Genomic DNA, 24,928 nt, shown 5'->3' with positions numbered 1-24,928 from the left:
CGATGCGCGTCCTCGTCTCGAACATCATGATGCTGAACGAGCGCGACCGCTTCGACGCCGCGCTGCGGCAAAAGGGGCTGGAGCCGCTCTGGCCCGAGGTCGACCAGTTCATGTCCGAAGCGGACTGCCTTGCCCATGCCGGGACGATGGACGGCTGGCTGGCCGGGGACGACAGCATCACCCGCAAGGTAATCGAGGCCTGCCTGCCGCGCCTGAAGGTGATCTCGAAATGGGGCACCGGGGTCGACAGCATCGACCTCGCCGCGGCGCGGGAACTGGGCGTGCCGGTCACCAACTCGCCCGGTGCCTTTCGCGATGCGGTCAGCGAATATGCCATCGGCCTGCTGCTTGGCGCATCGCGGCGCATCGTGGCGACCGACCGGGGTATTCGCGCCGGGCGCTGGCCCAAGGGGCGCTATATCGGCCTGACCGGCAAGACCATGGGTATCGTGGGCTATGGCGCCATCGGCCAGGGCGTGGGCCAGCGCGCGCGCGGCCTGGGGATGCGGGTGGTGGCGCATGATCCGTTCATGGCCACCTCTCCCGACGACGCGCCGCTGCTGGATCTGGCGACGCTTCTGGCCGAGGCGGATGTGATCACCCTGTGCTGCAACCAGACGGCGGAAAACCGTCACATGCTGAACGCCGCCGCCTTCGCGGCGATGCGCCAGGACGTGATGATCGTGAACGTGGCCCGGGGCGGGCTGATCGACGAATCGGCGCTGCTGGCCGCGCTGGAAAGCGGCAAGGTCGCGGCCGCCGGGCTGGATGTGTTCGAGGCCGAGCCGCTCGCGCCCGACCACCCGCTGCTGGGCTTCGACAATGTCGTGGTCTCCAGCCACAATGCCAATTCGACGATCCAGGCGATCGAGGCGGTGCATGCCAATACGCTGGCCAATCTCTACCGGCATCTCGGGCTATGAGCGGGGATGCCCCGCAGGCGGCAGGCGATCAATCCACCGACGCCCCTGCCGAGGTCCCCGAGGTCCATGACCCCCGCCCCTGCGAATTGGGCGAAGGCGCGCTCTGGCACCCGCTCCTCCGCCAGCTCTTCTGGTTCGACATCGAAGGCCATGCCCTGCTCTGGCAAGAGGCGGGCGGCCCGCGCCATCACGCCTTCCCCGGTCCCGTCAGCGCGGCGGGCTGGATCGACGAGGGCAGCCTGCTGGTGGCCTCGGACCGGGCGCTGCTGCGGCTCGACCTCGCCAGCGGACACAGCGAGGATCTGGTGGCGCTTGAGGCCGACAACCCGCTGACGCGCTCCAACGACGGGCGCGCCGATCCGCATGGCGGCTTCTGGATCGGCACCATGGGCCGGGCGGGCGAGGCCGGGGCGGGCGCGCTTTACCGCTATGCCGGTGGAGAGTTGCGCAAGCTGCGCGACGGGCTGACCACGCCGAATGCGCTGTGCTTTTCGCCGGACGGCGCCTGGGGCTATCACGCCGACACCCGCCAGCGGCACATCTGGCGCTGGCGGCTGGACGGGTCGGGCTGGCCCTGCGAGGCGCCGGAACCCTTCCTTGACTTCATGGCCGAGGGCCTGCGCCCGGACGGGGCGGTGACGGATGCGCAGGGCAATCTTTGGATCGCGCAATGGGGCGCCGCCCGCGTGGCCTGCCATGCGCCGGACGGGCGCTTCCTGCGCGCTTTGCACCTGCCGACAGCGCATGGCTCCTGCCCCTGTTTCGGCGGCGCGGATCTTCGGGATCTGTTCGTCACCACGGCGCGACAGAAACTGTCGCAGGAACAGCTTGCCGAGCAGCCCCTGGCGGGGCAGGTCTTCCGCTTTGCGGGCGTCGGTCGCGGTCGGCCGGAGCCGCGGGTGATCCTGACCTGAGGCCCCGCCCCCTGGAAATCCCGTCACCCCGGGACGGCGGTGATGCGGCGCAGGTGGCGCCCGGTGGTCGCTACGATATAGCCCGGCGCGACCGTCGCGCCGCTGATCGTGCCGGTGCCGCCCCCGGCATAATCCAGCGTCAGGTCGAACCGCCCGCTCAGCCCGGTCAGGCTCAACTGGTCGGCGGCGCGGGCGACCGGCGTATTGCCGTTGAGGATGAAGGACGAGGCCGCCGCCCCTTCCTCGACCTGCATCCCCAGATAGATGACGGTCTGGCCCGCGACCCCGCTGTCCATGCCCAGCCCGAAGGTTGCGGCACCGCTGTAGGTTGAGTCGAAGACCATGCGCAGCCGCCGCGTCAGCCCGTCGGCAAGCAGCAATTCGTTGATCGAGGTGCAGGTTCCCAGATCGCTGCGCGTATTGGCCAGCGCGCCGATCGGGCCCGCGACCACCGTCTCGCTGCTGCCGGCCGAGCAGACGAACCGGGCCCGGCCGGAGGTGCCCGCGCGCAGATAGCAGGTGATCGCATAGGTCTTGCCCGCGCCGACCTCGGCGGCATGGCGGACCCGCCCCCAGCTTGAGCCGTCCGAGATCACCTGCACGCCCGGAAAGACCCCCAGCGCGTTCAGGGCCAGATTGGCGGCGGTACAGGCCGATATGTTCAGGTTTTCCACCACCGGCGCCGAATTGGGCACGATATTGGTCGCCCCCGGCTCGATCAGCAGGCCCAGCAGCACACCTGTCGCAGGATCGTGGTCGAAACGCGCCAGATTCGCGCCCGAGACGCCCAGCCCCCCCGAGGCGCCGAAACTGAGCCCGCTTCCCGCGCGGGAAAGCGCGGCGCCCGGCGGCATGGTGCCGGTGGTGAAGTCGAAGACCCTGCGCCGCAGCGCGCTGACCCCGGGATTCAATCCGATCGCGGAGCGGCCCAGCGAGAAATCCAGCCCGCGCATGTCAGATGCCCAGCGCATGGATGCCGGTGGCGGTGGTGCCGGTCGCATGCACCCGCAGCACGCCGACGGGCAGGATGCACATGTCCGGCACGGCGACCGTCCGCTGATTGCCGCGCACCGTCGTCACCCTCAGGTTGCCCCCGCCCTCGACATAAAGCGCGACCGCCACCGCCGCCAGATCCACCGTATCGCTGGGCGTGACGGGGATGATGTCCTGCGCGGGACCCGACAGAGGCATGGCCCGCGAATGGAAGGGATTGTGCATTGTGCTCTCCTGATCCGTTGATACGACCAAGTTATGAACAAATCCCTTACGCTTTCTGAGCGTGGCGCGCGCTAGATGGGCGAATCCTTACCCTGCTGCGGATGATGCTGCGGGCGCGTTGGACTCTGGCATCGAAATGTTGCAGCCTTCGCGCATATTCATATCGACGCATGGCACAGACAGGCTTGGCGCAGACACATATGGCATTGTGGAAACTGAAGGCAGAGCATCCGATGCAGACCACGAAATCCCTTGTCCTTTCATTGACCCTTCCGGTGTTTGCGGGCCTTGCGGCCATGGCGCATGGCCAGACCGGCCCGGAGGAGACCGTCCCGGGCGAAGCCACGGCAGAGGAGGCGCCGCAGCAGGATGCCGCGCAATCCTCCGAAGCCGGGACGGACCAACAGCCCGACCTTGAGGACCTTCGCCGCCAGATCCTCGCCACCGGGGATGCGGCGGCTCTGGACCGGCTGGCGGCGCTGGCGGAAGGCGGCGACGGGCGGGCGCTCGGCTTCATGGGGGATGTCTATTCCCGTGGCGGCGCAGTGCCGGTCGATATGGCCAGGGCGCTGGACTACTACGGCCGCGCGGTAGAAAGCGGCAATCAGGGCGCGCTGGTGCGGCTTGGCGAACTCTACCGTGACGGCTCGCTGATCCCGGCCGATCCCGAAAAGGCCTTCGACTACTTCAGCCGCGCGGCCGAGGCCGAGAACCCCTGGGGCATCCTTCGCCTGGGCGAGGCCTATATGCGCGGCACGGGAACCGCGCAGGATGTAGCGCGGGGGCTGGAGATCATCGGCGGCCTCGGCCCTGCTCTCAACGGGGCGGCGCTGGCCTCGCTGGGGGACTTCTATCTGCGGGGCGGGCCGGTGCAGGCGGATGCCGCGAAGGCCATCGACTATCACGAACAGGCGGCGGCGGCGGGCAGCAGCAGCTCGCTCACCCGGCTGGGCGAGGTCTATCGCGACGGAAACGGCGTGCCCGCCGATCCGGCCCGGGCGCTGGACTATTTCCAGCAGGCCGCCGATCTGGGCAACCTCACCGGGCTGGTGCGCCTGGGAGAGGCGCATGTCCATGGCGTCGGAACCGATGTCGACGTGGCGCGCGGCATCGCCCTGATCGAAGAGGCGGCGGGCCAGGGCAATGCCGGGGCGATGGCCACGCTGGGCGATCTTTATGCGCTTGGCGGGGCGGTTCCAGCCGATGGTGCCAAGGCGGTGGAATGGTATGAACGCTCGGTCGCGGCGGGCAACGGCTGGCTGCTTGTCCGCCTGGGCGACACCTATCGCGACGGCCGTCTGGTCGAGGCCGATCCCGCCCTGGCCTTCGCCTATTACCAGCGGGCGGCAGAGGCCGGGCAGTCCAGCGGCATCGTCCGGCTGGGCGAGGCATATGTCCAGGGCCTGGGCGTCCCCGCGGATGTCGAACGCGGCCTGTCGCTGATCGAAGAGACCGCCGCCTCGGGCAATGCCAGCGCGATGGCCACGTTGGGCAACCTCTACTCCCGTGGCGGTGCGGTCGCGGCGGATCCGGCGAAGGCGCTGGACTATTACCGGCAGGCGGCCGAGGCCGGGCATGTCGGCGCGATGGTCAACCTGGGCGATCTTTATCGCGATGGCGGGGCCGGGACGGCCGATCCGGGCCAGGGGGTCGAATACTACCGCCAGGCGGCCGAGGCCGGCAATGTCTGGGGCGCCATCCGGCTTGGCGAGGCCTATCTCTACGGCCAGGGGGTCGAGCGCGACATCGCGCGCGGGATCGCCGAGATCGAACGCTCGGCCGCGGCGGGCAATGCCCCGGCGGTGCGGGCGCTGCTGTCGATCCATCGCGATGGCCGCGGCAGCGCCATCCCGCGCGCCCCCGGCAAGGCCCGCGATGCGCTGGAGCGGTATGGCGCCTTCCTTCCGGCGGATGAGCGCGCCCGCGAGGTGCTGCTTCTGGACACGGCGGCGGCGACCGACCGGACCGATTTCCGCGCCATTTCGGAAGGGCTTGAGGCGCTTCCCGCCTCGGTCCGGCGCGACGCGCTGGCCGGGATGCGCGGCGCCAATGCCAATGCCTATGTCTATGCGGTTCAGGATCGCCTGGCACAGCGCGGCCTTTACGGCGGCCCGCTGAACGGGTTGCTGACCGGCAGCACCATCCGCGCGATCAACGCCCTGTGCAGCCAGAGCGGCCAGGCCTCGCGTTGCGTCCGGGGTCCGCTGCATGGCGAGACCGCGCGGCTGGTCTCGGAGACGCTGTTTCCGCTTTAGCGGCGCGCCGGGCGGGCTGGGGAAACCCGCCCTCCGGCCCGTGCAGAGGGCAGGAAAAAGGAACGGGGGCGATCTTGAAGACCCCGGCCTCCACCGCCCCCCGGGCCGCATCTGTCGGCCGGGTGGTCGCGCCCTTGTTCCGTCGGCCTGGGGCCCAGACCCGCCCCGGCAGGGGTGGCCAAGACCCTGCGAGGCATCGGTCGGGGGGACCCTCCGCCCCGATGGCCCGGGCCGCGCCCCCCCCCGCGCCACTCTTGTATTTCGCCGCCCCGATTGCTACATCACATGCTGTCCGCAAGGACTATGGATATAAACGCGCATGCAATAGCTGGATCGGACCCGGGGGCGGTACCCGGCGGCTCCACCAAATCACCCGGCATTGCGGGGGTTCGGGGCCGAAACAGGATCGACGGACAGTCAAAGATGTTAGCTTTATCCCGGTGAGCTACTACCGTTATCGGTGCAAGCACAATAGTTGCCAATGACAACCGTGCTCCGGTGGCGATGGCTGCGTAAGCAGCTCTCAATACCAAAACTAAGTCCTTGCGCTTAGCCGCGTAAGGCGGGGCCCGCAGGAGCCTGGCAACAGAATCCTGCACCTTCCTCTCATTCCGCTCGGCAATCCGCCCCCGCAAAAGCGCGGCATATCCGGCATGTCGGAACGCAAGACTGCACCCCGGGATCGCGCCAAGCCAGCATGCCGGTCACACCGCATGCCGCACGAGGCACCGCCGCCTCCCGCGATGGCCGCCCCTCAGCGCGGCGCGGCCGAAGGGGCGCGACCTTTACCGCACATTCGCAAGAATGCACATATCTGGACATGAAACCCGAGACGACCCCGGACATGGCCCCAGATGCGGCCGCGAAGATGGCCGCAAAGATGGCCATCGACCCGGAAGCCATGCGGGCCACCGCCGAAGAGGCGAGCGAGTTGCTGAACCGCCACCGGCCCTTGATCCTGTGCCAGTTGGTTTAGCGCGAGCGCTCGGTCGGCCAGTTGGCCGGGTTCCTTGGCATCCGCGATTCGACCGTCTCGCAGCATCTGGCACTCTTGCGCCGCGACCGCATCATCTCCGGGCGCCGCGACGGCCAGACGATCTGGTATCGGATCGAAAGCAAGGCGGCGGGCCAGGTCGGCCAGCCAGGGCGTCAGGAACAAGGTGGCCAAGACGATCCCCACCGCCGTGAAGACGCCTGCGGCCGGGGTGCGCGCGCCCAGATCAAAGGCCCCGGCCCGCGGCGATGGTCGCGCCGATGGCCATCACCGGCGCGGCCCATGCGACGGCGTCCGCCAGAGCGCCCGGCGGGCCAAGACCGGCCAGCCAACGTTTGAACCACCGCCGCGCCAAATAGAGAAAGGCCAGAACGCCCGCGCCCGCACCCGGCGCGCCGCTCAGGAAACTGTCGCCCTCCTTGAACAGCCTGTCCCATTACGAGCCTTCGGCGGGAAAGTCGGGCCAGTTGTAAAAATCTCTCCACAGCTTCAGCACCTCGACCACCTTGGCGCCGATGGCCGTGGGCGCGTCGGTCTTCACCTTCAGATAGGCAAATGGTCGGCATGGGGATGGGTGTCGAGGATCCATTCGACCTCGTAGCCCATCTCCGCAATGAACTTCAGGATACGGTCGGCCTCGATGGTGGCGGTCGCGCCGGATTTCTCATCATAGTCCAGCACCGGGTCGATGATGGCGCATTTCTTCGCCTCGGGGTCGGCGACGACATCCGGCGCGGCGCCGGAAACAAGCGCGGCCATCGCCTGCCAGAACCCGCCCGAAGGTCACCATCTTGCGACATCGCCGCGCCTGCGAAGGATTTCATTTGGCAGCGGGGACGAAGCTGGTAATCTCGCCCGCAACGGGAAGACAGCAGGACAGGCATCCAGAAAATGCAACGCGCCGAGGCCGGTCCGGGCACCACCTTCAGCCAGCCGATCCGGGCGATCACGACGATGCTTCTGGTTTGCATCCTCGTGGGCGCGGGGGTCTGGCTGATCCATCGCCAGATCGAGGACATCCTTTTCATCAACCCGGTGCTGAACGGGTTCATCGCCTTCGTCTTCCTCTTCGGCGTGGTCACCTGCTTCTGGCAGGTCTGGACGCTGGCGCAATCGGTAAGCTGGATCGAGGCTTTCGTGCGGCGCGAGCCGGGCGCGGACGAAGGCACTGCGCCCAGCCTTCTCGCGCCCCTGGCCGCGCTTTTGAAATCGCGCGGGCGGGCGCTGACGATCTCGGCCTCTTCGGGGCGCTCGATCCTCGATTCGGTGGCGCAGCGGCTGGACGAGGCGCGCGACATCACCCGCTACCTGATCAACCTTCTGGTCTTCCTGGGGCTTCTGGGCACCTTCTGGGGCCTTGCCACCACGGTTCCCGCAGTGGTCGAGACCATCCGCAGCCTGGCACCCGCGCCGGAGGAAAGCGGGATCGACATCTTCGGCCAGTTGCTCAGCGGGCTGGAAAACCAGCTTGGCGGGATGGGGACGGCGTTCTCCTCGTCGCTCCTGGGGCTGGGGGGATCGGTCACGCTGGGGCTTTTGGAACTTTTCGCGGGCCACGGCCAGAACCGCTTCTACCGCGAGTTGGAGGAATGGGTCTCCTCGATCACCCGCATCGGCCTCTCGGACGGCGAGGGCGGCGGCGATCAGGGCGCGGTGGTGCAGGTGCTGGACCATATGGCGGGGCAGATGGAAAGCCTGCAGATGCTTTTCACCCAGGCCGATGTCGCCCGTTCGGTGATGGAGGACCGGGTGAACGACCTTGCGGGCGCGGTGGACCGGCTGGCCGCGCGGCTGGCCGACGGCGCGATGCAGGAGGGCGCGAACGCCGCCGCCCTCGCCCGCGTGGCCGAGGGGCAAGAGCGGCTGGTCGCCGCGCTCTCCGGTCTTACCCCTGGCGAGGGCGGGGGCGGCGGCGTCGATGCCGAAAGCCGCATGCGCCTGCGCTCGATCGACGTGCAGATGCTACGCATCCTGGAAGAGATCAGCGCCGGGCGGCAGGAAACCGTCTCGGACCTGCGCGCCGATCTGGCCGCGCTGACCGCCGCGATCCGGCAATTGTCGCGCGCAGCACCTTCGGCCCGGGGATAGGGCCGTGGCGCTTTCCCGGCACCGGCGCGATTCCAACCTGATCTGGCCCGGCTTCGTCGATGCGGTGACGACGCTGCTGATGGTGATGATCTTCGTCCTGACCATCTTCACCGTGATGCAGTCGGTTCTGCGCGACCGGATCGTCAGCCAGGAGGGCGAGCTGTCCGAACTGACCAGCCAGGTCGCGGCCCTGTCCGACGCGCTTGGCCTGGAACGGCGCCGGGTGGGCGAGTTGCAGGGCGAGATCGGCGCGCTTCAGGCCTCGCTCTCCTCGGCGCTGGCCGAGGGGCAGCGCCAGGCCGGGGTGATCCTGGGCCTTGAGGGCGCGCTGGCCGAGCGCGAGGTCGAACTCTCCGAGGCGATGGCGCGGATCACCGCCTTCGAGGCCCAGGTCGCCGCCCTGATCGGCGAGCGCGACACCGCCCGCGCGGGCCTTGCGCTGATGACTTCGGAACGCGATGCGGCGCAGACGGAAATCGAGGGGCTGGCCGCCCGGATCGAGGATCTGGAGGCCGCCGAGGCGCGGCTGATCACCGAGGCCGAGGCGATGGTGCTGGCGCTTGCCCAGGCCCGGGACGAGATCGACGCCGAGGCCGAGGCCGCCCGCCTTGCCGCCGCCCGCGCCGAGGCCTTGCGCGCGCTGATCGAGGAATTGCGCGCATCAGAGGCCGAGAATGCCGCCACCGTCGCCGCCGCCGAGACCGCAATCTCCGAGGCCGAGGCGATGCGCCTTGCCGATGCCGCCGCGCTTGAGGCGCTTCGGGCGCGGCTTGAAGGCGCCGATACCGAACTGACCGCGATGACGCTGGCGCTTGAGGCCGAGCGGCGGCGCGCCGAGGAGACCCTGACGCTTCTGGCCGCCGCCCGCGCGCTGGCGAATGATACCGAAACCGCCATCAGCGAGCGCGAGGCCGCGCTGGCTCTGGCCGAGGCCGCGCTTCTGGCCGAACGCGAGAGCACCCTTGCCGCCGCGCGCGAGATGGAGTTGCTGAACCAGCAGCTTGCCGCCCTGCGCAGCCAGCTCGGCAGCCTGCAATCCGTGCTCGACCAATCCGAGGCCGAACGCGACGAGGCCCGGATCCAGCTCGAATCCCTGGGCCAGGACCTGAATGCCGCGCTGGCCCAGGTCGCCGCCGAACAACGCGCCCGGGCCGAGTTGGAAGAGGCCGAACGCCGCAGGCTTGAGGCCGAAAACGCCGATCTGGAACGCTTCCGCTCTGAATTCTTCGGCGAATTGTCCCGCCTGCTGTCGGGGCGCGCGGGCGTGCGGGTGGTGGGCGACCGTTTCGTCTTTTCCTCGGAGGTGCTGTTCCAGCCCGGCGCGGCCGATCTGGCGCCCGAGGGCCGGGCCCAGATCGCCGCCGTGGTCGAGATCCTGAACGAGGTCCGCGCCCAGATCCCCGATTCGATCGACTGGATCATCCGCGTCGACGGCCATACCGACAACGTGCCCCTGCTGGGCAGCGGCGCCTATCGCGACAATTGGGAGCTTTCCCAGGCCCGCGCGCTTTCGGTGGTGCGCTTCATGCAGACCGAACTGGGCTTTCCGCCGGACCGGCTGGCCGCGACCGGCTTCGGCGAATACCGCCCGGTGGCCGAGGGCAATACCGAGGCCGCCCGGGCGCAGAACCGCCGGATCGAATTGAAGCTGACCGAACGCTGAGCGGGGGCCAGACCCGAGCCCCCCCGACCGGAGGCGTCACCGGGCCAGAAGGGCCCATACCGGAAAGGCACGGATCAGAGCCAGCGCGCCCGGTCCGTCCCCACCGCCTCGGCGACCGAGGCGAAACCGTCGCGCGCCAGCAAGGCCTCAAGCCCGCGCACGATCCTGGGGATCAGCGAAATCCCCTCATAGACCATGGCGGTATAGACCTGCACCGCCGAGGCGCCCGCGCGGATCTTGGCATAGGCCTCTTCCGCCGAGGAGATCCCGCCCACCCCGATCAGCGGCAGATCGCCGCCGGTCAGTTCCGAAAGCCGCGCCAGCACCCGGGTCGAGCGCGCGAACAGCGGCGCGCCCGAAAGCCCGCCGCCCTCGGCGGCATGCGGGCTCGTCAGCCCCTCGCGCGACAGCGTGGTATTGGTCGCGACGATGGCGTCGAGCCGCGCCGAACGGGCGACCTCGGCGATGTCGGCCAGTTCCGTCTCGGCCAGATCCGGCGCGATCTTGAGAAAGACCGGAATCGGCCGGGCAAGCGCGTCCCGCGCCGCCATCACCCCCGACAGCAGCGCCGAAAGCGCCTCGGCCCCCTGAAGGTCGCGCAGCCTTTCGGTATTGGGCGAGGACACGTTCACCGTGACGAAATCGACATGCGGGCCGCAATGGGCCAGCACCCGGGCGAAATCCTGCGCCCGGTCGGCGGAATCCTTGTTGGCCCCCAGGTTCAGCCCGACCGGAACCGGCCCCGGCGCGCGCGCGGCAAGGCGGCGGCCGATCGGCTCCATCCCGTCGTTGTTGAAGCCGAAGCGGTTGATCGCCGCCCGGTCCCCGGCCAGCCGGAACAGGCGCGGCTTCGGATTGCCGGGCTGCGGGCGCGGCGTCGCGGCCCCGGTCTCGACAAAGCCGAAACCGGCGCGGGCCAGGGCGGCCAGCGCCACCGCGTTCTTGTCGTAGCCCGCCGCCAGCCCGACCGGATTGGGCAGCACGAGCCCGGCCAGCCGCACCTCCAGCCGGGGCGAGGCGATCACCCCCGGCAGCGGCACCAGCCCGCCGCGCAGGGCGGTCAGCGAAAGCGCATGCGCCCGCTCGGGGTCGATCCGATGCAGAAGGGCAAGGCCCGCCTTTTCGATCACGCTCACCACAGCCCCTCCGGGAAGATATGCCCGGTCGCGCCAAGCGGCAGCGACTTGTCCCAGACCACCTCGGACAGCGACAGCGGGCGGTAGAGATGCGGGAACAGCGCGCCGTCGCGGGCGGGCTCCCATTTCAGGGCCGGGCCGAGCCGGTCGCTCTCGAACGCGACGAGCACGAGGTCGCTTTCCCGCGCGAACCATTTCGCCGCCGTCGCCGCCACCTGGGCGGCGGTCGAGAAATGGATATAGCCGTCGACCAGGTCGACCGGTGCGCCATAGGTCTCGCCCGCGGCGCGGAATGCATCCCATTCGGGGCGGCGGAAGATCTTGTAGATCAGCATGTGGTCCCTCACGCGGGTTCGGCCCCGATTTCGGCCCCATTTCGGCCTGCGAGGTCCGCCCGGTCCCTCGCACAGGGCGGGCCGCAAGGTCAATGGCCGCGGGGGACGGGCCGCAGCGGGATCGGCCGGGGCCGCGCGTCCTTTGCGCAATGTCACGCCGGTTTCATGCCGGAATGCCAGTCCAGGCGTCAGGGGCTTTGACTCGCCCGCCCATGTAACAGCAATGTAACGCAAACGGCTCAATGAAGGAGGTTTCCCATGTTCCGCAGCTTGATGGCATCCGGGGCGGCGCTTGCGCTGACCGCCGGGGCGGCTTCGGCCGATTTCACCCTGACGATCCTGCACACCAACGATTTCCATGACAGGTTCGAGCCGATCTCGGCCTTCGACGGCCCCTGTTCGGCCGAAGACAATGCCGAGGGCAAATGCTTCGGCGGCTCGGCCCGGCTGGTGACCGCTTTGGCCGAGGCCCGTGCCCGTGCCGGACATTCGATCCTGGTCGATGGCGGCGACCAATTCCAGGGCACACTGTTCTACACCTATTACAAGGGAAAGATGACCGCCGAATTCATGAACCGGCTGGGCTATGACGCGATGACCGTGGGCAACCACGAATTCGACGACGGCCCGGAGGTGCTTCGCGGCTTTGTCGAGGCGGTGGAATTCCCGGTCCTGATGTCGAATGCCGATATCAGCATGGAGCCACTGCTGCGGGACAAGATCGCCAAATCCACGGTGATCGAGCGCGGCGGCGAGAAGATCGGCCTGATCGGCCTGACCACCGTCGACACGCCGGAAATCGCATCGCCCGGCCGCAACGTGATCTTCACCGATCCGGCGCAGGCCGTCCAGGGTGAGGTCGACAAGCTGACCGAAGAGGGCATCAACAAGATCGTCGTGCTCAGCCATTCGGGCTATCTGGTCGATCAGCGCGTCGCCGCCGGAACCACCGGGGTCGATGTGATCGTCGGGGGGCATGACAACACCTATCTGTCGAACACCGACGAAAACGCCGTCGGCCCCTATCCGACCATGGTCGGCGAGACGGCCATCGTTCAGGCCTATGCCTATGGCAAGTTCCTGGGCGAGCTGAACGTCACCTTCGATGAAGCGGGCAAGATCATCTCGGCCAGCGGCGAACCGCTGATCATGGACGGCTCGGTGGCCGAAGACAGCACCACCGCCGAGCGGATCAGGGAACTCGGCGCGCCGCTGGACGAGATCCGCAACAAGGTGGTGGCTGAGACTGCCGAGACCATCGAGGGCAATCGCGACATCTGCCGCCAGATGGAATGCTCGATGGGCAATCTGGTCGCCGATGCGCAGCTTGCCCGCGTGGCCGATCAGGGCGTGACCATCAGCCTGGCCAATTCCGGCGGGCTGCGCGCCTCGATCGACGCGGGCGAGGTCACCATGGGCGAGGTGCTGACGGTGCTGCCGTTCCAGAACACGCTGTCGACCTTCGAGATCACCGGCGCGGAGCTGGTCGAGGCGCTGGAGAACGGCGCCAGCCAGTATGAGGAAAAGGCGGGCCGCTTCCTTCAGGTCGCGGGAGTGAAATACGCCGTCGATCCCGCCGCCCCCGCGGGCGAGCGGATCTCGGAGGTGCTGGTGGCCGAGGGCGGGGCTTTCGTGCCGGTCGATCCCGAAAAGGCCTATCTGGTGGTCTCGAACAACTATGTCCGCCAGGGCGGCGACGGCTTCGGCATGTTCGTCAATGCCGCCAAGGCATATGACTTCGGCCCCGACCTTGCCGATGTGGTGGCGGAATATCTGGCGGCGGGCGGCGCCTATCAGCCCTATACCGACGGCCGCATCACGGTGAAGTGACGCCGCGCGTCGGCGCGGGCAGAGGCTTGCGAAGCCCGCGCGAACTGGCTATCTAGGCGCGGCGGAGCGATCCGCCGCCCTTCGAGCGGGCGTTGTGTAATGGTAAGACCCTTGCCTTCCAAGCAAGAGACGCGGGTTCGATTCCCGCCGCCCGCTCCACACTACCAAACTTATTATATATTTATCAGTAAGTTACGATCAAATGTGTCCCACGCCGGAAACGCTGTTGGGACACCTGCTACCCATCACTCCCCCAACAGCGCGTCTATCCGGCCCGGCTGGTATCCCGACCATGTTCCGGTCGGCGCCACCACCACGGGCGCCTCCTGGTGCCCGGCCTCGCGAAACCGCGCCGCGTCATAGGGGGTCAGATCCTCGACCTGATACGGGATGGACAGGCGGTCGAGGTGGCGCTTGGTGGCGATGCAGGGTTGGCAGCCGGGGCGGGTGTAGAGGGTCAGCATTTTGGTTCTCCGGCGAACGGGGTTGATGCCTGCTTGAGAGGTTTCATTTAAGCTCCGGCGTTTGGGGTTGATGAGATGAGCCAGCCCCGGCCCGCTCTCCACAAAAAGGGCCGTAGGGGCGGGGCTGGCGGCGGTTGGATCAGGCGATGAGTCTGGCCGTGGGATGGATCAGTTTCGCCAGCACGGACAGGCCTTTCGCTGTGATGCGGACCTGCTCGGTGATCTTCTCGGAGCCGTCCGCCCGCAGCACGGTTGTGGTCTTGTGTTCCAGCAGGCCCTGATTGCACTTCGTCTGGAAGCCGAGCCATGTCGGGCTGTTGGCGCGTTTGTAGATCCAGCCGTTGTGCGACAGCCAGTCGAACAGGTCTTTCGGGCGGATGCCGAGGTTCTTCGCTGCTTCGGTGACGTTCAGGCTGCCATCGGCCTTGGTCAGGCGTTCGTGAGCCGCAACATCCTCGCTCATGTCCTCGACCTTGGCTTCCAGCGCGATCACCTTTTCGGTGTAGGTCAGCAGCAGGCCCCGCATCGCTGCCGGGCTTTCGAGGATTTTGGACGGGTCGAAGGTTTCGCGCTCGGCTTCGAGCTGCTGCCACCGATCCACCACGCGGGCGGTGAACTCGGGGGAGAGCTGCGCGACGACGACGAGCGTGTCGCGCTTCTTGAGGTGGTAGACCTGCATCCCATGTTTTCGTCCATGGGACGTCTCGATTTGAACTTCCTCAATTTGAGGGAATTCAATTACGCCGCGCTCTGCCAAGGTGTCGATGGTGCGCTTGACGTTGTCGTGCCGCTTCTCGACCAGATCGGCGATTTCGCGTGACGACATGGTGATGGGGCCTTGGCCGGGGATCATAACCTGCATGTTCATCTCTCCTTCCCTTCAATAGCGTCCGATGCCGGGTGCCCAATGCCCCAAGCTGTTCTCGATCCAGAGACCGCCGTTCTTCATGCGGTCGTCATCTTTCCAGACGGTGGTCATGGCCCGCGCATCCACGCTGGCCCTGTTGTTCAGCTGTTCGACCGGACCCCAGTTCGAATTGACGATCACGCACATGCTGGTGGCATCGTCGGGGAACTCGCCCCGGATCAGCGCAAGCAGCGCCTCCGCGTGGTGCTGGATACGCTCTTGTCTGGTCATGCTGTCGGCTTTGGCGATGGCGGGAACGGCGAGTGCTGCACCGGCAATCGGCAGCGCCATCAGAAGGTTCCGCCGCCTGACCCCTTCAGAATCAAGGCATGCGGCATTAGTATGGTGGTTAGCCATTCTCGATCTCCGTTTCAGATCGTGTTTCGGTTAGGGCCGGGTTGGTGTTCGTAGCACCGCCCGGCCCGTTGCGTTTTGGTATCGCACTGTCTACACTACGGCTTTACAAACATATCGTCAAGACGGTGGCTATACAGTGTCTAGCAGAATAAAAAGCGCGCAGGTTAATCTGCGCATCCGACCAGAGTTGAAAGAAGCCGCAGAGAAAGCAGCCGCTGACGATCAGCGCTCGCTAACCTCTTTGGTCGAAAAGCTTTTGACTGATTACGCCCGCGACAAGGGCTACCTGCCGAAGTGACCGTCAACGCGATCTGGCTGGCCGACTGTGCCCCTACGAGCGTGAGGTCCGCGCGCTCATGACCCTACAAGGCGCGGGGAGGATCTAGGCCCGGCACACCGCCTCGAACCCGATCACCAGATCGGCACCGGCCTCGCCCACCGGGTCGGGGGTCTCGGGATGGTCCAGCAGGGCCCGGCGCAGCGCGGCCACATCCGGGGCGGCGGCGATGCACAGCCCGGCATCATTTGCGGGTCTGACGCAGCCGGTCATGCCAAGCAGCGCCGCCAGCAGCAGCGGAATTCTTCGCATCGTCATATCCTTTCACGGTTTCAAGCGCGGCCCTGTCGGCATCGGCGCGAAGCTTTGCGCGGGCGTCCGAGCGCCCCCGCAGATAGGTTGCGGCAAAGGTGATGACGACGACGAGCGCGCCCGCCACCCACTTCCCGGCCTCGCCCATCAGCCATGTGATGAGGGCGGTCATGTGGACCACCCCCTGCGCTTGGCGAGGGCATAGGCGGCTTCGGTCCCGGCGCCGATCAGCGCGCCGAGGACCAGGGCAAGATCATGATCCAGCGCCGCGCCGTATTGCGGTGCGACGAGACCATAGGTCACCAGCGCCGAGGCCAGCCAGCGGGCGAGGATGCGCGAGATGGGTCCGATCATGGATCAGGCTCCTTTGAGGATACGGTTGATTGCAGCGATCAGCCCGGCCAGCCAGCCGCCCGAGGCCGGGGCCGGATCGGGCGGCGGGGTAGCGGCGGGGCGGTTGGCCTCGGCCAGCCATTTCGGCACCGAGAAACCCGGGCAGGCCTTGGCGGCATATTGGTTGTGCCCGGTCACCGGCACAGCCCCGAACCGCGATTGCAGATCGGCAATCAGCTTGCGCAGCGCCCGGTCCTGCTCCGGCGTGAAATGGTCCGCAAACGCATCGCTCGCGGCCGAGCCATGACCGCCGAAGAGGCTGATCCCGATGGTTCCGGTGTTGCGCCCCGCCACATGGGCGCCGGTCTGTTCCAGCGGGCGGCCCGGGACCACGGTGCCGTCGCGGTCGATCAGATAGTGATAGCCGATGTCGCGCCAGCCGTTGCCGGTGACATGCCAGCGCCGGACCTCGGCGACCTTGGCCGCGCTCGTGCGCCCCGCCCACCAGTCGGGCCGGGTCGCGGTGCAATGGACGATAACCCCCGTGATCGCGCGCATCACCACCACCCCACCAGCGAGGCCGTGCTGGCCGCCAGCACCCGGCGGGGCGAGATCGGCAGGATCTGCCCGGCCTCGACGGGGTAGCTCACCACCACCCCCGCCGCGTCTTGCAGCACGGCGGTTCCGGCGGTAGCGCAGTAGATCACGCGCGGGATCACCGGCAGATCCTCACTGTCCGAGGGCGTGATGGCGGCATGCCCGGTCGCGGGGCTGTCGAGGCCTCGGGCATGGTGGCGGAAATAGTTGACGGGTTCAGGCATGGCTTTCTCCATGTGAAAAAGCCCGCGCGAGGCGGGCGGGTTTTGTCCAGAAACTGCGAAGAGAGGGATTGACACATAGCGCCATTGGCGCTATGTATCGTCTTATCGAAGGGCAATGAAGCCCGCGAAACCCGGAGAAACCGACATGACCCACGCCGAACAAAGCCTTGCCGACGACAAGATGCGCGCCGAAATCGCCAAGCTGCTGGCCGAGACCAAGCAGGTGACGGTGATGACCTTCGTCACGCCCTTTGCCACGGCGGCGGGCCTGATCGCGGCGACCGCCACTCTGGTCAAGATCTTCTTTCCATGACCCCCGCAGAATTCAAAGAGGCCCGGCGAAAGCTGGGCCTCTCCCAATCCCAATTGGGGCAGATCCTCGACACCACCCCGCAGACGATCCGCAAATGGGAGATGGCCGAAGACCGCAGCACGGCGCGCAGCGTCAATCCTGTCGCGGCGCGGGTGATGGGCTGGCTGCTGTCGGGCTGGCGCCCGCCGGAATGGCCGCGGGGCTGATCAGTCGCGGCGGGCGAGCAGTGTCTTGATATCGCGGCGCACCTCGTCGAGCATGGCGTTGGTGGTATCCCTCGCCTCCTTGTGCGCGCGCAGGTCCTCGTCACGCTGTCGCCACAGGCGCCGGATCTCGGCGGCATTGGCCTTGGTCGCGGCCTCGCCCCGCACCAGCCAGACGATCAGAGCCACGAGGGCCGAGACCTGCACCCAGACCGATTGCAGGATGGCCAGCAGGCCGTGTGGGGTGTCTGGCATATCATCTCCATGCGCATCAGAGCGGCGCGATTGTCAGGCCGCAACGCGCGCCCAGTATTTGCGGATCGCGGCTTCCTCGGCCGCGCTGAAAGCCCCGGCGCGAAGGATCGCCCCGGCCTGGCGGGCCGCCAGCAGCGCATTGGCGGGGGCTGTCACCGCATCCACCGTCACCACGCCGAGGTGATCGACCCAGGCGCGGCCGTAGACCCCGGCAGGCAATGCCACCGGAAGGCTGTCGCCGCCGTCATCCCACAGGTGCCAGACGTCCGGCACGCCCGGCTCGGTCACGTCATGAGGCCCGAGATTGTGCTGGAGCGGCGAGGCGGTGGCGCCCGCCTCAAATTGCAGCGCCTTGAGCCGATAGGTCACATCGACAACCGCGCCCGAGGTAAAGCCCAGGGTCACGACTGTTTGCGCGCTGGCGGCCGTGGCGTCGGTCAAGGCGCGCGTCAGCGTGACGGTTGTATCCTCGGCCGAGGTTGCGCCCACGGCCGATCCGCCGCCCGCAACCCAGACCCCCGAGGCATTGCGCTCCTCTATGTTGATGCGGATTCCGGGGATGGCGACCCCACCCGGGGCAGATCCGGCGATGACGCGGGCCGTCACCCGCGCCGTGAATACCTCGCCCGAAGCGGCGGGGGCATTGGAGTTGGAGATGATATAGGCGCCCGCATGTTGGGTCCCGGCAGCCAACCCCTGATACCTGACGTCGACGTAAGGCACCCCGTCCTCGACGCCGGTCGCGATCTTGGCCGCCGTGATGCCGTTGCTCGTGACCGCCTCGGGCCAATAGGCCGCATCGCCCACGGCCTGAGCGCCCGTGGCGAGATTGCGCCGCCCGCCGCGCGGCCAGCGGGCCAGCGTCGGACGGGACAGGGCCACGGGCTGCGGCGCATCCACCGTGCCCGCGCGACGGCGGGCGAGGCCCACGGGCTGGCCCGGGCCGGTCATTGGGACGCTGCCCGCCGCATCCTGGGCCAGCAGATCGAGGCGGGAGGGATCGACCCAGATGCCGGGGGTCTCCGGCGGAAGGAGCACGGCGGGGGTCCAGGGGCGCCGCGCGGTCGGGATGCTGGTGAGGGAGAGGCCGAGGCCGATCATCTGGTGATCCTCATTTGCTGACAAAGGCGCCGCAGAAAAACACGTTGCTGTCCATCGCGGCCTGGCCGCTCTCAAGCTCGACCCGGATCGTGTCCCCGGCCGCCAGGTAAAATTCGACGTGAACCGGATCGAAATTGTCGCGCGTGAAGACATCCGCGCCCGAGCTGCGCAGGTGCCGCCACCGGCGCAAAGTGTCCGCGCCGTTGCGGCGCATCACGAAGACCGCATCCTGCCCGGCCGCCGCCCGCAGCCGGGCGGTGAAGCGCCACAGGCCCGCCGCCCCCGCCGGGCAGGTGAAGATCCCGGCGGCATAGCAGCCGCAGGTGTCGTGGACCTCGGTGATCGGCAGCACCCCGGGCGAGGTCACATTGGCCCCGGCGGGCGCCCGGGCCCAGAAGCCGGGCAGGATGTCGAGCCCGTCGAAATGGGTCATCATCGGCAGGCCGATGCCGCTGCCGGTGTAGAGCTGGCGCGGGCGACCCGAGCCCTCGACGAATGTGGTGCCGGTGCCGGTGCCCGCCCCGGTGACGGATCCACCCACATTGTCGATCCATTTGCCGATGCGGTGGCCGCCCTCCTGCCCCACGATCATCCTGGCCGTGCCGGAGGAGGTGTAATTGGCGGCGATCTCCAGGGTGTCGATGTCGATCCGGCCGCGATTGTACACTGCCATCAGGCTGGTGCCGCCGGTCAGCCCGGCCGCCGCGCCCAGGTCGAAATCATAGATCGAGACCCCGCCGATCCGGCCGAAAGCGTTGTTGACCGCGATCAGCGCCGCGTCATTGGCCGAGACCCCGACGGCCTCCATATGCACCACGCCGATATTATAGTCGGGGCAATTGTCGAGATAGAGCTGGCTATGGCTCGCCAGGGCGCTCTCGACATTGATCTTGCCGATGTCGATGCCCCGGCAGCCATTGAGCCAGACATGGCGGCCGATGCCCTGCTGCCAGAGCTGCATCCCCAGCGAAAACCGCTCGATCCCCATGCCGGACGGCCCGCTGTTCCAGGGGCTGATGGTCGAGATCATGGAAATGCGGTTGGGCGTATTGCCCTCGTTCTGCGGCCGGATCACCACGCCGCGCCGCGAATAGCGCAGGGCGCGCAACGCCTCGATCTTGTTGTCGAAAAAGAAGTTGTTGGTCATGCCGGTCGGCCAGATCGACCAGGCCGGATTGTCCCATAGCGTGGAAAATCCCGTATTGCAAAAGCGGGCGTCGAGATAGCCGAGGTTTCCGAAGGACAAATCGTCGAAGACCACCCCGACCGAATTGGTATAGGCGGCGGGCTGGTAGGTCGCGAATTCGACCTGGATGTCGCCGAGCCGGATGCCTCGGCCGCGCAGGTGCAGGACCGGCTTGTTGTCGGCCTGCATCACGATCCGGGTCCCCCGGCCGGTGTCGATATGACAATGCTCGGGCAAGCCGTCCGAGACGCCGCGCCCGCGATTGGTCTCGACCCGCACCGTATCGGTCACCCGGATCGGGCCCGAGATCGACAAAACCTTGCCATTGGCGATGGCATAGGAAATCGAGCCGTTGAGGGCGGCGGTATTGTCCGCCTCGACGCCCGGCAGCACGCCCATGGTGCGCGCCTCAAGGCGGCTGATCGCGGGCTGGGCCCAGACCTGCGCGGTCAGGTCCGGCAGGCTCGCCGCCGCATGGCCCGGCAACTCCAGCGCGGTGCGCACCGCCGCCGGATCGACGCCCGCCAGCAGGCCCCGGGCGAAAGGCGTCAGCGGCGCGGCGGCCATCGCGCTCTCACCAATGTAATAGGGCAGCCGGTCGGCCTCGGCCGTCAGACCGGCCAGCGACATCAAGGGCCCCTGGCCCAGCACCCGCATCAGCTCCACCCAGGATTCGGCCATGCGCACCGCGACATCCATCCGCAGGATGTCGTATCCCGCATCGACCTGCGCCGCGCCGGGCCAGCCGCGCGCCAGCGTGATCGTGGTCGCATCCTCGATCGTGGCGATCGGAACCGAGAGCCCGGCGATGGTCATCAGGTCGCCCTCGTCCAGCCCGGCGCTGTCCCAGCCGGTGCCGGTGCCTGTCACCGTGATCGAGCCCGCCCCGACCGAGATCGTGCCGTCAGAATAGGTGGTGGTGCTCATTTGCTGACTTGCTCCATGGTGCAGACGATATTGTGGACAAGGGCGGATCCCAGGGCGGCCAGGCGATAGGTGCCGTCCTGCAGCGTCGCGCCCCCGAAATGCGGCGCATCGATCTGGCGGATGATCGAGGGGCCAGGCGCATCGACGGTCCAACTGTAGACCGTGGTCCAGTTCGATCCGTCCTGGCGCTGCAGCATGAAGGTGATCGACGGCGCCGGATTGCTGATGCGGCAGCTCAGCGTCGTCATCACCGGATTGCCCGGATTGTCCTCGCTGCCGGTCCGGGCCGCGAAGCTGGCGGCGACGGAATTGCCGACGACATAGGGCGAGGAGGGGTTGTAGATCCCATTATCGACCTGCCAGCCCATGTAATAGCGTCGCGAGACCGCGCCCGCGTCGATCATCGATCCGATGACGCGAAAAGAGCCCTCGACCACCACGTCGCCGGTCAGCCGGATCAGGCCGGAATTGATCCGCAGCCCGCTCGAATCCGCCACGAACAGCGGCGTGGTCGAGGATCCGACCATCAGGTAGAGCGCATCGCCCTGGATCACCACGCGCGAGCCGCCCCCCGCGAGGGCGTCCAGAAACAGCGCCGCGACCCGGGTGTCGTCGCTCGAATTCCCCGCCAGCGCCTTGAGGCCGATCCGCGCCGCCACGCCCGAGGGGCCGGATTCGGCGGTCATGCGCAGGATCGCCTGCGCCAGCCCGGCCGGGGTCAGCGCGCCGAGCGAGATCAGCGCCTCGGCCGAGGCCGAGATACGGCCCTCGGCGACCGTGAGGCGGGTGTCCAGCGACGTCACGGCGGCGACGCTGGCGGCGATGTCATCCCACATGTCGTCCAGCTCGGCGCCGATCGCGATCACCGACGATGCGGTGGCGTCGATATCGGCGTCCCGACGCTCGACGAAGGCCTGCAGGCCCGCCAGCGCCGTGGACGAGGCAAAGCCCGGGAGCTGCGCCGCGAGATCGGTGACCGCCGCCGCCGTGGCGGCCTGGCCGGATTCGGTCTCCTCAACCCGGGTCCCCAGCACATAGGAGGCCTGAGCTGCCGCATCGCGGATCTGGGTCTCGTGCAGCAGGGCGCGCGCGCCGCTCTCGATAAGCTGGATCGAGAGATCGCGCAGCCCGGCGCGGATCTCGCGCAGCATTTCGTCGGGCACGACCTGGCCGTCATCGATCCAGTCATGCAGCGCGGCCAGATCAGCCACAATGTCCGGGGCCAGATCCTCGGCGCCGATCCTGACATCCGGCGTGGTGACGGCGGTCCATGCGGTCCAGTCGGTGGCCCGGTCCACCGCCAGCCGACCCCGCATCTCATAGGCCGTGGCAGGCAGCGCCGGGTCGAGAAACGCCTCGCCCGCGCGCAGGTCGTAGATCCCAAGCTCTCGCCCGTCGCCCGCCGCGCCCGCCAGCCGCACCGCCACCCGGACCCCGCGCGCATCCACCGCGCCCGCCGCGTCCCAGACCGCCCGCGCCGCCGGGCGACGGGCGTTGCTCTCGGCGTCCACGATGATCGCAGGCACGGCATCCCACCCCGGCACGGCCTGCGCGGCGGGGCGCACCACCTCCAGCGACGGCGGCGACGGCAGCACCAGGCCCTCGGGCGGGTCGTAATCCTCGGGATCGACCTCGCGCAGGCTGACGCGGGTGCGCCAGGTGCGGGCCTCGCGCACGATCTCCGCGACCTCGAACAGCTTGACGGCATAGCCATTGGCCACGGAAGTCCATGCGATCACGTCGCCCGGCTCCAGCACCCCGGCCTCGGGCGGCAGGGTCAGCATATGCCGCAACAGGCGGCGGTGATCATTGATCAGGGCGGCGATGATACGCTGCGCCTGCAATGGATAGGGGCAGGCGTCCAGGGCCAGATCTTCCGGCAGGCGGCGGCCGCCGTCCTCGGCCTCCCAATCTTCATTGGTCAGCAGCGGGGATTCGCTGCTTTCCCAAAGCCGGGATGGGTCGGGATAGGTGGCCGAGATCGCGTTGCGGATCTCATCCGGTGCCGGGAATGGATCGAGTTCCTGCGGCGCATCGATCAGGATATCGTCGTCGCTGATGAACATCACCGGCAGGCCCGGACCGCCGATGCGCAGGCGCCAGATGCCGCCATGCTCGGTCAGATGGCCGTTGCAGGCGCGCAGCAGCTTTTCGATCACGGCGAACGGCTCATCCTCGGCAAAGATCTCGAAGCCGCCGCGATATTGCGCCTCGGTCCCGCCCGCGCCGTCATCGACCAGTGCCCCGCAGGCGTTCATCGCGGCGGCCCAGCCCGCATAGGGCAGATCCTCTGGCTGCGCTTCGCCGCCCCAGACCTGCCCCCCCGGCAGATGGATCCCGCGCAGGATGTTGTAGATCTGGATCGCCAAGTTGCGGGTCGGCAAATAGGTCGATGGATCGCCCCACCGCATCGGGCCCAATCCGCCCGCCGTGCTGTCCGAGCGGGGGTCGTAGAGCGGCAGCCCACGCAACACGAAGCGCGCCTTGGGCCAGCCCGTCCACACCTCCCGGTCATAGAGGAAGGTCAGGATAGCGTAACAGATGCCGGACCCGATCATGTCAGCGGTCCAGGGGCGGACGTGGCCGATGGGATAGCGCGAGACCAGATAGGGATCCGCCGCCGTCTGGGTGCCGTCGTAATAGCGGATCCAGGCCTTGCCGAGGAAACGACCGCCGATGCGGTTGCCGTGATCGGGATGGATGTGATCCGGCAGGATCTCGGCCACCTCGCCGTCAAGGATCAGTCCGTCAAGGCCGTGGCCCGGGATGCCAGCAAGCTCGATCACATAATGCAGGATTGCATTGGGCGTATTGCCGCCAGAGGCATCGCAGGACATCGGCGGGCCGACGAATGCGCCATCGGTGGCATAGGGGCCGATGCAAAAGGCCTCGGGATTGACCCCGCCCGACAGCGTGGTGCTGGTGCGCAGCCCCGCCACCTCTTGCTTGGGCGTCTCCATCAGCGCCTGCGACAGCGCCGACAGCGCGACCGAGGTCAGCAGCTTGACCGCGATCCCGCCCCAGGTCGTCGCGGCGAAGGTCGCGCCTGCGGCAACTCCAACCGCCATCGACCCGGGCAACAGCAGGCCCGCGCCACCAAACATTCCGGCGATAAACCCTCCAACAACCGCCATGGATCAGACCCTCAGAAACCGCGGGGCATCCCCGAGGGGGACAAGGGCCAGCCCGCCGGGGCTGGTGACATAGATCTGATCGCCCTGCACAACGCCGAGCGCCGGGCCGTCGTCGGTCGGCACAACGGCCAGATCGCCGGGCTGCGGCGGGCCGTCGCGATCCGGCAGGTGGTGGCCGAAGAAGGCGATGTGATCGGCAAAGCCGTCGCGGCGCATGATGCGCAGCCCGCCCCGCAGGGTGGTGTATCTGCCGCGATAAGACGCCGCGAGATCCGTGCCCGTCATCGCCTCGACCGCGCCCGCCGCAAAGAGCGCGCAATCCTGCGATCCAAAGGCAAAGGGCGACCGGGCCACCGTGCCGAGATAGACGGCGAGGCGGCGCTGCCAGCCGGGGGTGCGCTTGATCATAGGCCCAGAAACTCCGTCACTCCCGAGGCGATCGCGCGCGGCCCGGACTGCTGCTGTGGCTGCACCACGGCCAGCTTTTCGCCCCAGGCCGTCTCGACCGCGCCGGAAATATCCCCGTATTGCCGAAACTTATCCCCAGGCGCCCGGCGCTCCAGCGCCGCCTGGCTGCGCTTGAGGGTGAGGCCGCGCGTCAGCGTCCAGGCCGCCGAAACCATGGTGATCGTGCAGGTGGCCGCCCCGCCATCCTCAGGCGTGGAGATCGGCGCCTTGATGATATGGCCCCGCAGGTCGATCACCGGATCGGCCAGCGGCAGCATCGTGTCGGGGTCGATAAACCATTCGTGCAGCTCGACCGGGGCAAGGCGCGGATCGTAAAGCCGGATCGCCGTGACCACCTCGGGCGCGAGGGGTGAGACGCTGATGTTGCGTTGTCGCACCTCCAGCCCCGACCTTTGCGTCACCGGATCGATGCCCAGAACCGCCCCCGCGCCGTAATAGGTCCGGCTCTGACCCCCGACCGTGATCGACTGGTGATCCTCCCCGGTCCAGAGGCCCAGCGTCTCGACCGCGCCCG

At 68.0% G+C, this 24,928-nt stretch carries 29 protein-coding genes, 1 tRNA gene and 1 other RNA gene; 13 read left to right on the top strand and 18 right to left on the bottom strand.

From position 1 onward, the window contains the following. Positions 1 to 2 precede the first annotated feature (2 nt). Together ABNX41_RS03180 and ABNX41_RS03175 are read left to right on the top strand one after the other, a co-directional pair. A complete protein-coding gene (locus ABNX41_RS03180; RefSeq protein ID WP_438668277.1) occupies positions 3 to 923 on the top strand; it encodes a phosphoglycerate dehydrogenase in 921 nt (306 codons plus the stop codon). Further along, the gene (locus ABNX41_RS03175) at positions 920 to 1,837 is read left to right on the top strand and encodes an SMP-30/gluconolactonase/LRE family protein (RefSeq protein WP_438668276.1); all 918 of its coding nucleotides are present in this window, start codon (positions 920 to 922) and stop codon (positions 1,835 to 1,837) included. Before ABNX41_RS03180 ends, ABNX41_RS03175 begins: the two co-directional genes overlap by 4 nt. A gap of 23 nt (positions 1,838 to 1,860) precedes the next feature. Here ABNX41_RS03175 and ABNX41_RS03170 read toward each other — a convergent pair whose 3' ends face one another. Both ABNX41_RS03170 and ABNX41_RS03165 read right to left on the bottom strand, forming a co-directional pair. Further along, positions 1,861 to 2,808, bottom strand: coding sequence for a phage head spike fiber domain-containing protein (locus tag ABNX41_RS03170; protein WP_438668275.1), 948 nt, complete (start codon positions 2,806 to 2,808; stop codon positions 1,861 to 1,863). Next, complete coding sequence (locus ABNX41_RS03165) at positions 2,792 to 3,055, bottom strand: spike base protein, RCAP_Rcc01079 family (RefSeq protein WP_438668274.1); 264 nt, start codon at positions 3,053 to 3,055, stop codon at positions 2,792 to 2,794. Before ABNX41_RS03165 ends, ABNX41_RS03170 begins: the two co-directional genes overlap by 17 nt. A gap of 200 nt (positions 3,056 to 3,255) precedes the next feature. Here ABNX41_RS03165 and ABNX41_RS03160 point away from each other — a divergent pair, with 200 nt between their 5' ends. The 4 genes from ABNX41_RS03160 to ABNX41_RS03145 all read left to right on the top strand — a co-directional run bounded on the left by ABNX41_RS03160 (position 3,256) and on the right by ABNX41_RS03145 (position 6,643). Continuing rightward, complete coding sequence (locus tag ABNX41_RS03160; protein WP_438668273.1) at positions 3,256 to 5,310, top strand: tetratricopeptide repeat protein; 2,055 nt, start codon at positions 3,256 to 3,258, stop codon at positions 5,308 to 5,310. Positions 5,311 to 5,560: 250 nt separating this feature from the next. Next, positions 5,561 to 5,910: a transfer-messenger RNA gene (gene ssrA, locus ABNX41_RS03155) on the top strand. Positions 5,911 to 6,154: 244 nt separating this feature from the next. Next, a complete protein-coding gene (locus ABNX41_RS03150; protein ID WP_438668272.1) occupies positions 6,155 to 6,286 on the top strand; it encodes a hypothetical protein in 132 nt (43 codons plus the stop codon). A 21-nt stretch (positions 6,287 to 6,307) separates the two neighbouring features. Then, entirely contained in the window at positions 6,308 to 6,643 is a 336-nt protein-coding gene (locus ABNX41_RS03145) for a hypothetical protein (RefSeq protein ID WP_438668271.1), read from the top strand. Positions 6,644 to 6,847: 204 nt separating this feature from the next. On the opposite strand, the gene ABNX41_RS03140 is transcribed toward ABNX41_RS03145, so the two are convergent. After that, positions 6,848 to 7,063, bottom strand: coding sequence for an MBL fold metallo-hydrolase (locus ABNX41_RS03140; protein ID WP_438668270.1), 216 nt, complete (start codon positions 7,061 to 7,063; stop codon positions 6,848 to 6,850). Positions 7,064 to 7,195: 132 nt separating this feature from the next. Here ABNX41_RS03140 and ABNX41_RS03135 point away from each other — a divergent pair, with 132 nt between their 5' ends. Together ABNX41_RS03135 and ABNX41_RS03130 are read left to right on the top strand one after the other, a co-directional pair. Continuing rightward, positions 7,196 to 8,392 (top strand): biopolymer transporter ExbB, encoded by a 1,197-nt coding sequence (locus tag ABNX41_RS03135; RefSeq protein ID WP_438668269.1) that lies wholly within the window; start codon positions 7,196 to 7,198, stop codon positions 8,390 to 8,392. A 4-nt stretch (positions 8,393 to 8,396) separates the two neighbouring features. Next, positions 8,397 to 10,055: a peptidoglycan -binding protein gene (locus ABNX41_RS03130; RefSeq protein ID WP_438668268.1), complete on the top strand. Its 1,659-nt coding sequence runs from the start codon at positions 8,397 to 8,399 to the stop codon at positions 10,053 to 10,055. Positions 10,056 to 10,129: 74 nt separating this feature from the next. Here the strand turns inward: ABNX41_RS03130 and ABNX41_RS03125 are convergent, their stop codons facing one another. Further along, positions 10,130 to 11,191 carry a quinone-dependent dihydroorotate dehydrogenase gene (locus tag ABNX41_RS03125; protein ID WP_438668267.1) on the bottom strand — a complete coding sequence of 354 codons (1,062 nt, stop codon included), beginning with the start codon at positions 11,189 to 11,191 and terminating at the stop codon, positions 10,130 to 10,132. Then, the gene (locus tag ABNX41_RS03120) at positions 11,188 to 11,526 is read right to left on the bottom strand and encodes a DUF952 domain-containing protein (protein WP_438668266.1); all 339 of its coding nucleotides are present in this window, start codon (positions 11,524 to 11,526) and stop codon (positions 11,188 to 11,190) included. Before ABNX41_RS03120 ends, ABNX41_RS03125 begins: the two co-directional genes overlap by 4 nt. A 258-nt stretch (positions 11,527 to 11,784) precedes the next feature. Here ABNX41_RS03120 and ABNX41_RS03115 point away from each other — a divergent pair, with 258 nt between their 5' ends. Together ABNX41_RS03115 and ABNX41_RS03110 are read left to right on the top strand one after the other, a co-directional pair. Then, positions 11,785 to 13,356, top strand: a complete 1,572-nt coding sequence (locus tag ABNX41_RS03115) for a bifunctional metallophosphatase/5'-nucleotidase (protein ID WP_438668265.1) — start codon at positions 11,785 to 11,787, stop codon at positions 13,354 to 13,356. A gap of 85 nt (positions 13,357 to 13,441) precedes the next feature. Beyond that, positions 13,442 to 13,515 (top strand) — tRNA-Gly (locus ABNX41_RS03110). Between the two features lie 86 nt (positions 13,516 to 13,601). Here the strand turns inward: ABNX41_RS03110 and ABNX41_RS03105 are convergent. The 3 genes from ABNX41_RS03105 to ABNX41_RS03095 all read right to left on the bottom strand — a co-directional run bounded on the left by ABNX41_RS03105 (position 13,602) and on the right by ABNX41_RS03095 (position 15,018). Beyond that, positions 13,602 to 13,820, bottom strand: a complete 219-nt coding sequence (locus ABNX41_RS03105) for a glutaredoxin family protein (RefSeq protein WP_438668264.1) — start codon at positions 13,818 to 13,820, stop codon at positions 13,602 to 13,604. Between the two features lie 139 nt (positions 13,821 to 13,959). Further along, a complete protein-coding gene (locus ABNX41_RS03100) occupies positions 13,960 to 14,682 on the bottom strand; it encodes a phage antirepressor KilAC domain-containing protein (protein ID WP_438668263.1) in 723 nt (240 codons plus the stop codon). 18 nt (positions 14,683 to 14,700) lie between these two features. Further along, complete coding sequence (locus tag ABNX41_RS03095; RefSeq protein ID WP_438668262.1) at positions 14,701 to 15,018, bottom strand: hypothetical protein; 318 nt, start codon at positions 15,016 to 15,018, stop codon at positions 14,701 to 14,703. Positions 15,019 to 15,220: 202 nt separating this feature from the next. On the opposite strand from ABNX41_RS03095, the gene ABNX41_RS03090 reads away from it, so the two are divergent. Next, a complete protein-coding gene (locus ABNX41_RS03090) occupies positions 15,221 to 15,382 on the top strand; it encodes a hypothetical protein (RefSeq protein WP_438668261.1) in 162 nt (53 codons plus the stop codon). Between the two features lie 84 nt (positions 15,383 to 15,466). Here ABNX41_RS03090 and ABNX41_RS03085 read toward each other — a convergent pair whose 3' ends face one another. The 4 genes from ABNX41_RS03085 to ABNX41_RS03070 all read right to left on the bottom strand — a co-directional run bounded on the left by ABNX41_RS03085 (position 15,467) and on the right by ABNX41_RS03070 (position 16,827). Then, entirely contained in the window at positions 15,467 to 15,673 is a 207-nt protein-coding gene (locus tag ABNX41_RS03085) for a hypothetical protein (protein ID WP_438668260.1), read from the bottom strand. 168 nt (positions 15,674 to 15,841) lie between these two features. After that, a complete protein-coding gene (locus tag ABNX41_RS03080; RefSeq protein WP_438668259.1) occupies positions 15,842 to 16,027 on the bottom strand; it encodes a hypothetical protein in 186 nt (61 codons plus the stop codon). Positions 16,028 to 16,030: 3 nt separating this feature from the next. Further along, positions 16,031 to 16,564, bottom strand: a complete 534-nt coding sequence (locus ABNX41_RS03075; RefSeq protein ID WP_438668258.1) for an N-acetylmuramoyl-L-alanine amidase — start codon at positions 16,562 to 16,564, stop codon at positions 16,031 to 16,033. Continuing rightward, positions 16,564 to 16,827, bottom strand: a complete 264-nt coding sequence (locus tag ABNX41_RS03070; protein ID WP_438668257.1) for a spike base protein, RCAP_Rcc01079 family — start codon at positions 16,825 to 16,827, stop codon at positions 16,564 to 16,566. The genes ABNX41_RS03075 and ABNX41_RS03070 overlap by 1 nt, the downstream gene beginning before the upstream one ends. 145 nt (positions 16,828 to 16,972) lie before the next feature. On the opposite strand from ABNX41_RS03070, the gene ABNX41_RS03065 reads away from it, so the two are divergent. Beyond that, positions 16,973 to 17,140: a hypothetical protein gene (locus tag ABNX41_RS03065; protein ID WP_438668256.1), complete on the top strand. Its 168-nt coding sequence runs from the start codon at positions 16,973 to 16,975 to the stop codon at positions 17,138 to 17,140. Further along, on the top strand, positions 17,137 to 17,346 hold the full coding sequence (locus tag ABNX41_RS03060; protein WP_438668255.1) for a helix-turn-helix domain-containing protein: 210 nt from the start codon (positions 17,137 to 17,139) through the stop codon (positions 17,344 to 17,346). Before ABNX41_RS03065 ends, ABNX41_RS03060 begins: the two co-directional genes overlap by 4 nt. Here ABNX41_RS03060 and ABNX41_RS03055 read toward each other — a convergent pair whose 3' ends face one another. The 6 genes from ABNX41_RS03055 to ABNX41_RS03030 all read right to left on the bottom strand — a co-directional run. Beyond that, positions 17,347 to 17,598: a hypothetical protein gene (locus ABNX41_RS03055; protein WP_438668254.1), complete on the bottom strand. Its 252-nt coding sequence runs from the start codon at positions 17,596 to 17,598 to the stop codon at positions 17,347 to 17,349. It lies immediately after the preceding gene. A 33-nt stretch (positions 17,599 to 17,631) separates the two neighbouring features. Further along, positions 17,632 to 18,699, bottom strand: a complete 1,068-nt coding sequence (locus tag ABNX41_RS03050; protein WP_438668253.1) for a hypothetical protein — start codon at positions 18,697 to 18,699, stop codon at positions 17,632 to 17,634. A 10-nt stretch (positions 18,700 to 18,709) separates the two neighbouring features. Next, positions 18,710 to 20,812: a hypothetical protein gene (locus tag ABNX41_RS03045; protein WP_438668252.1), complete on the bottom strand. Its 2,103-nt coding sequence runs from the start codon at positions 20,810 to 20,812 to the stop codon at positions 18,710 to 18,712. Continuing rightward, entirely contained in the window at positions 20,809 to 23,946 is a 3,138-nt protein-coding gene (locus ABNX41_RS03040; RefSeq protein WP_438668251.1) for a phage tail protein, read from the bottom strand. Before ABNX41_RS03040 ends, ABNX41_RS03045 begins: the two co-directional genes overlap by 4 nt. Before the next feature lie 3 nt (positions 23,947 to 23,949). After that, the gene (locus ABNX41_RS03035) at positions 23,950 to 24,354 is read right to left on the bottom strand and encodes a DUF6950 family protein (protein WP_438668250.1); all 405 of its coding nucleotides are present in this window, start codon (positions 24,352 to 24,354) and stop codon (positions 23,950 to 23,952) included. After that, positions 24,351 to 24,928 (bottom strand): hypothetical protein (locus tag ABNX41_RS03030; protein ID WP_438668249.1); only part of this gene is annotated, 578 nt, incomplete at its 5' end. The genes ABNX41_RS03030 and ABNX41_RS03035, both read right to left, overlap by 4 nt.

It is taken from the genome of Pseudogemmobacter sonorensis (assembly GCF_042762395.1).
GTDB lineage: Bacteria > Pseudomonadota > Alphaproteobacteria > Rhodobacterales > Rhodobacteraceae > Pseudogemmobacter > Pseudogemmobacter sonorensis.
Note: the sequence above shows the minus strand (reverse complement) of the source record. Positions and strands in the feature narration are given on the sequence as shown.

Coding starts and splice junctions, on each gene's coding strand:
- ABNX41_RS03180 (WP_438668277.1), top strand. CDS start 3: ATGCGCGTCCTCGTCTCGAACATCATGATGCTGAACGAGCGCGACCGC.
- ABNX41_RS03175 (WP_438668276.1), top strand. CDS start 920: ATGAGCGGGGATGCCCCGCAGGCGGCAGGCGATCAATCCACCGACGCC.
- ABNX41_RS03170 (WP_438668275.1), bottom strand. CDS start 2,808: ATGCGCTGGGCATCTGACATGCGCGGGCTGGATTTCTCGCTGGGCCGC.
- ABNX41_RS03165 (WP_438668274.1), bottom strand. CDS start 3,055: ATGCACAATCCCTTCCATTCGCGGGCCATGCCTCTGTCGGGTCCCGCG.
- ABNX41_RS03160 (WP_438668273.1), top strand. CDS start 3,256: ATGGCATTGTGGAAACTGAAGGCAGAGCATCCGATGCAGACCACGAAA.
- ABNX41_RS03150 (WP_438668272.1), top strand. CDS start 6,155: ATGGCCCCAGATGCGGCCGCGAAGATGGCCGCAAAGATGGCCATCGAC.
- ABNX41_RS03140 (WP_438668270.1), bottom strand. CDS start 7,063: ATGGCCGCGCTTGTTTCCGGCGCCGCGCCGGATGTCGTCGCCGACCCC.
- ABNX41_RS03135 (WP_438668269.1), top strand. CDS start 7,196: ATGCAACGCGCCGAGGCCGGTCCGGGCACCACCTTCAGCCAGCCGATC.
- ABNX41_RS03120 (WP_438668266.1), bottom strand. CDS start 11,526: ATGCTGATCTACAAGATCTTCCGCCGCCCCGAATGGGATGCATTCCGC.
- ABNX41_RS03115 (WP_438668265.1), top strand. CDS start 11,785: ATGTTCCGCAGCTTGATGGCATCCGGGGCGGCGCTTGCGCTGACCGCC.
- ABNX41_RS03105 (WP_438668264.1), bottom strand. CDS start 13,820: ATGCTGACCCTCTACACCCGCCCCGGCTGCCAACCCTGCATCGCCACC.
- ABNX41_RS03100 (WP_438668263.1), bottom strand. CDS start 14,682: ATGCAGGTTATGATCCCCGGCCAAGGCCCCATCACCATGTCGTCACGC.
- ABNX41_RS03095 (WP_438668262.1), bottom strand. CDS start 15,018: ATGGCGCTGCCGATTGCCGGTGCAGCACTCGCCGTTCCCGCCATCGCC.
- ABNX41_RS03085 (WP_438668260.1), bottom strand. CDS start 15,673: ATGCGAAGAATTCCGCTGCTGCTGGCGGCGCTGCTTGGCATGACCGGC.
- ABNX41_RS03080 (WP_438668259.1), bottom strand. CDS start 16,027: ATGATCGGACCCATCTCGCGCATCCTCGCCCGCTGGCTGGCCTCGGCG.
- ABNX41_RS03075 (WP_438668258.1), bottom strand. CDS start 16,564: ATGCGCGCGATCACGGGGGTTATCGTCCATTGCACCGCGACCCGGCCC.
- ABNX41_RS03070 (WP_438668257.1), bottom strand. CDS start 16,827: ATGCCTGAACCCGTCAACTATTTCCGCCACCATGCCCGAGGCCTCGAC.
- ABNX41_RS03065 (WP_438668256.1), top strand. CDS start 16,973: ATGACCCACGCCGAACAAAGCCTTGCCGACGACAAGATGCGCGCCGAA.
- ABNX41_RS03060 (WP_438668255.1), top strand. CDS start 17,137: ATGACCCCCGCAGAATTCAAAGAGGCCCGGCGAAAGCTGGGCCTCTCC.
- ABNX41_RS03055 (WP_438668254.1), bottom strand. CDS start 17,598: ATGCCAGACACCCCACACGGCCTGCTGGCCATCCTGCAATCGGTCTGG.
- ABNX41_RS03050 (WP_438668253.1), bottom strand. CDS start 18,699: ATGATCGGCCTCGGCCTCTCCCTCACCAGCATCCCGACCGCGCGGCGC.
- ABNX41_RS03045 (WP_438668252.1), bottom strand. CDS start 20,812: ATGAGCACCACCACCTATTCTGACGGCACGATCTCGGTCGGGGCGGGC.
- ABNX41_RS03040 (WP_438668251.1), bottom strand. CDS start 23,946: ATGGCGGTTGTTGGAGGGTTTATCGCCGGAATGTTTGGTGGCGCGGGC.
- ABNX41_RS03035 (WP_438668250.1), bottom strand. CDS start 24,354: ATGATCAAGCGCACCCCCGGCTGGCAGCGCCGCCTCGCCGTCTATCTC.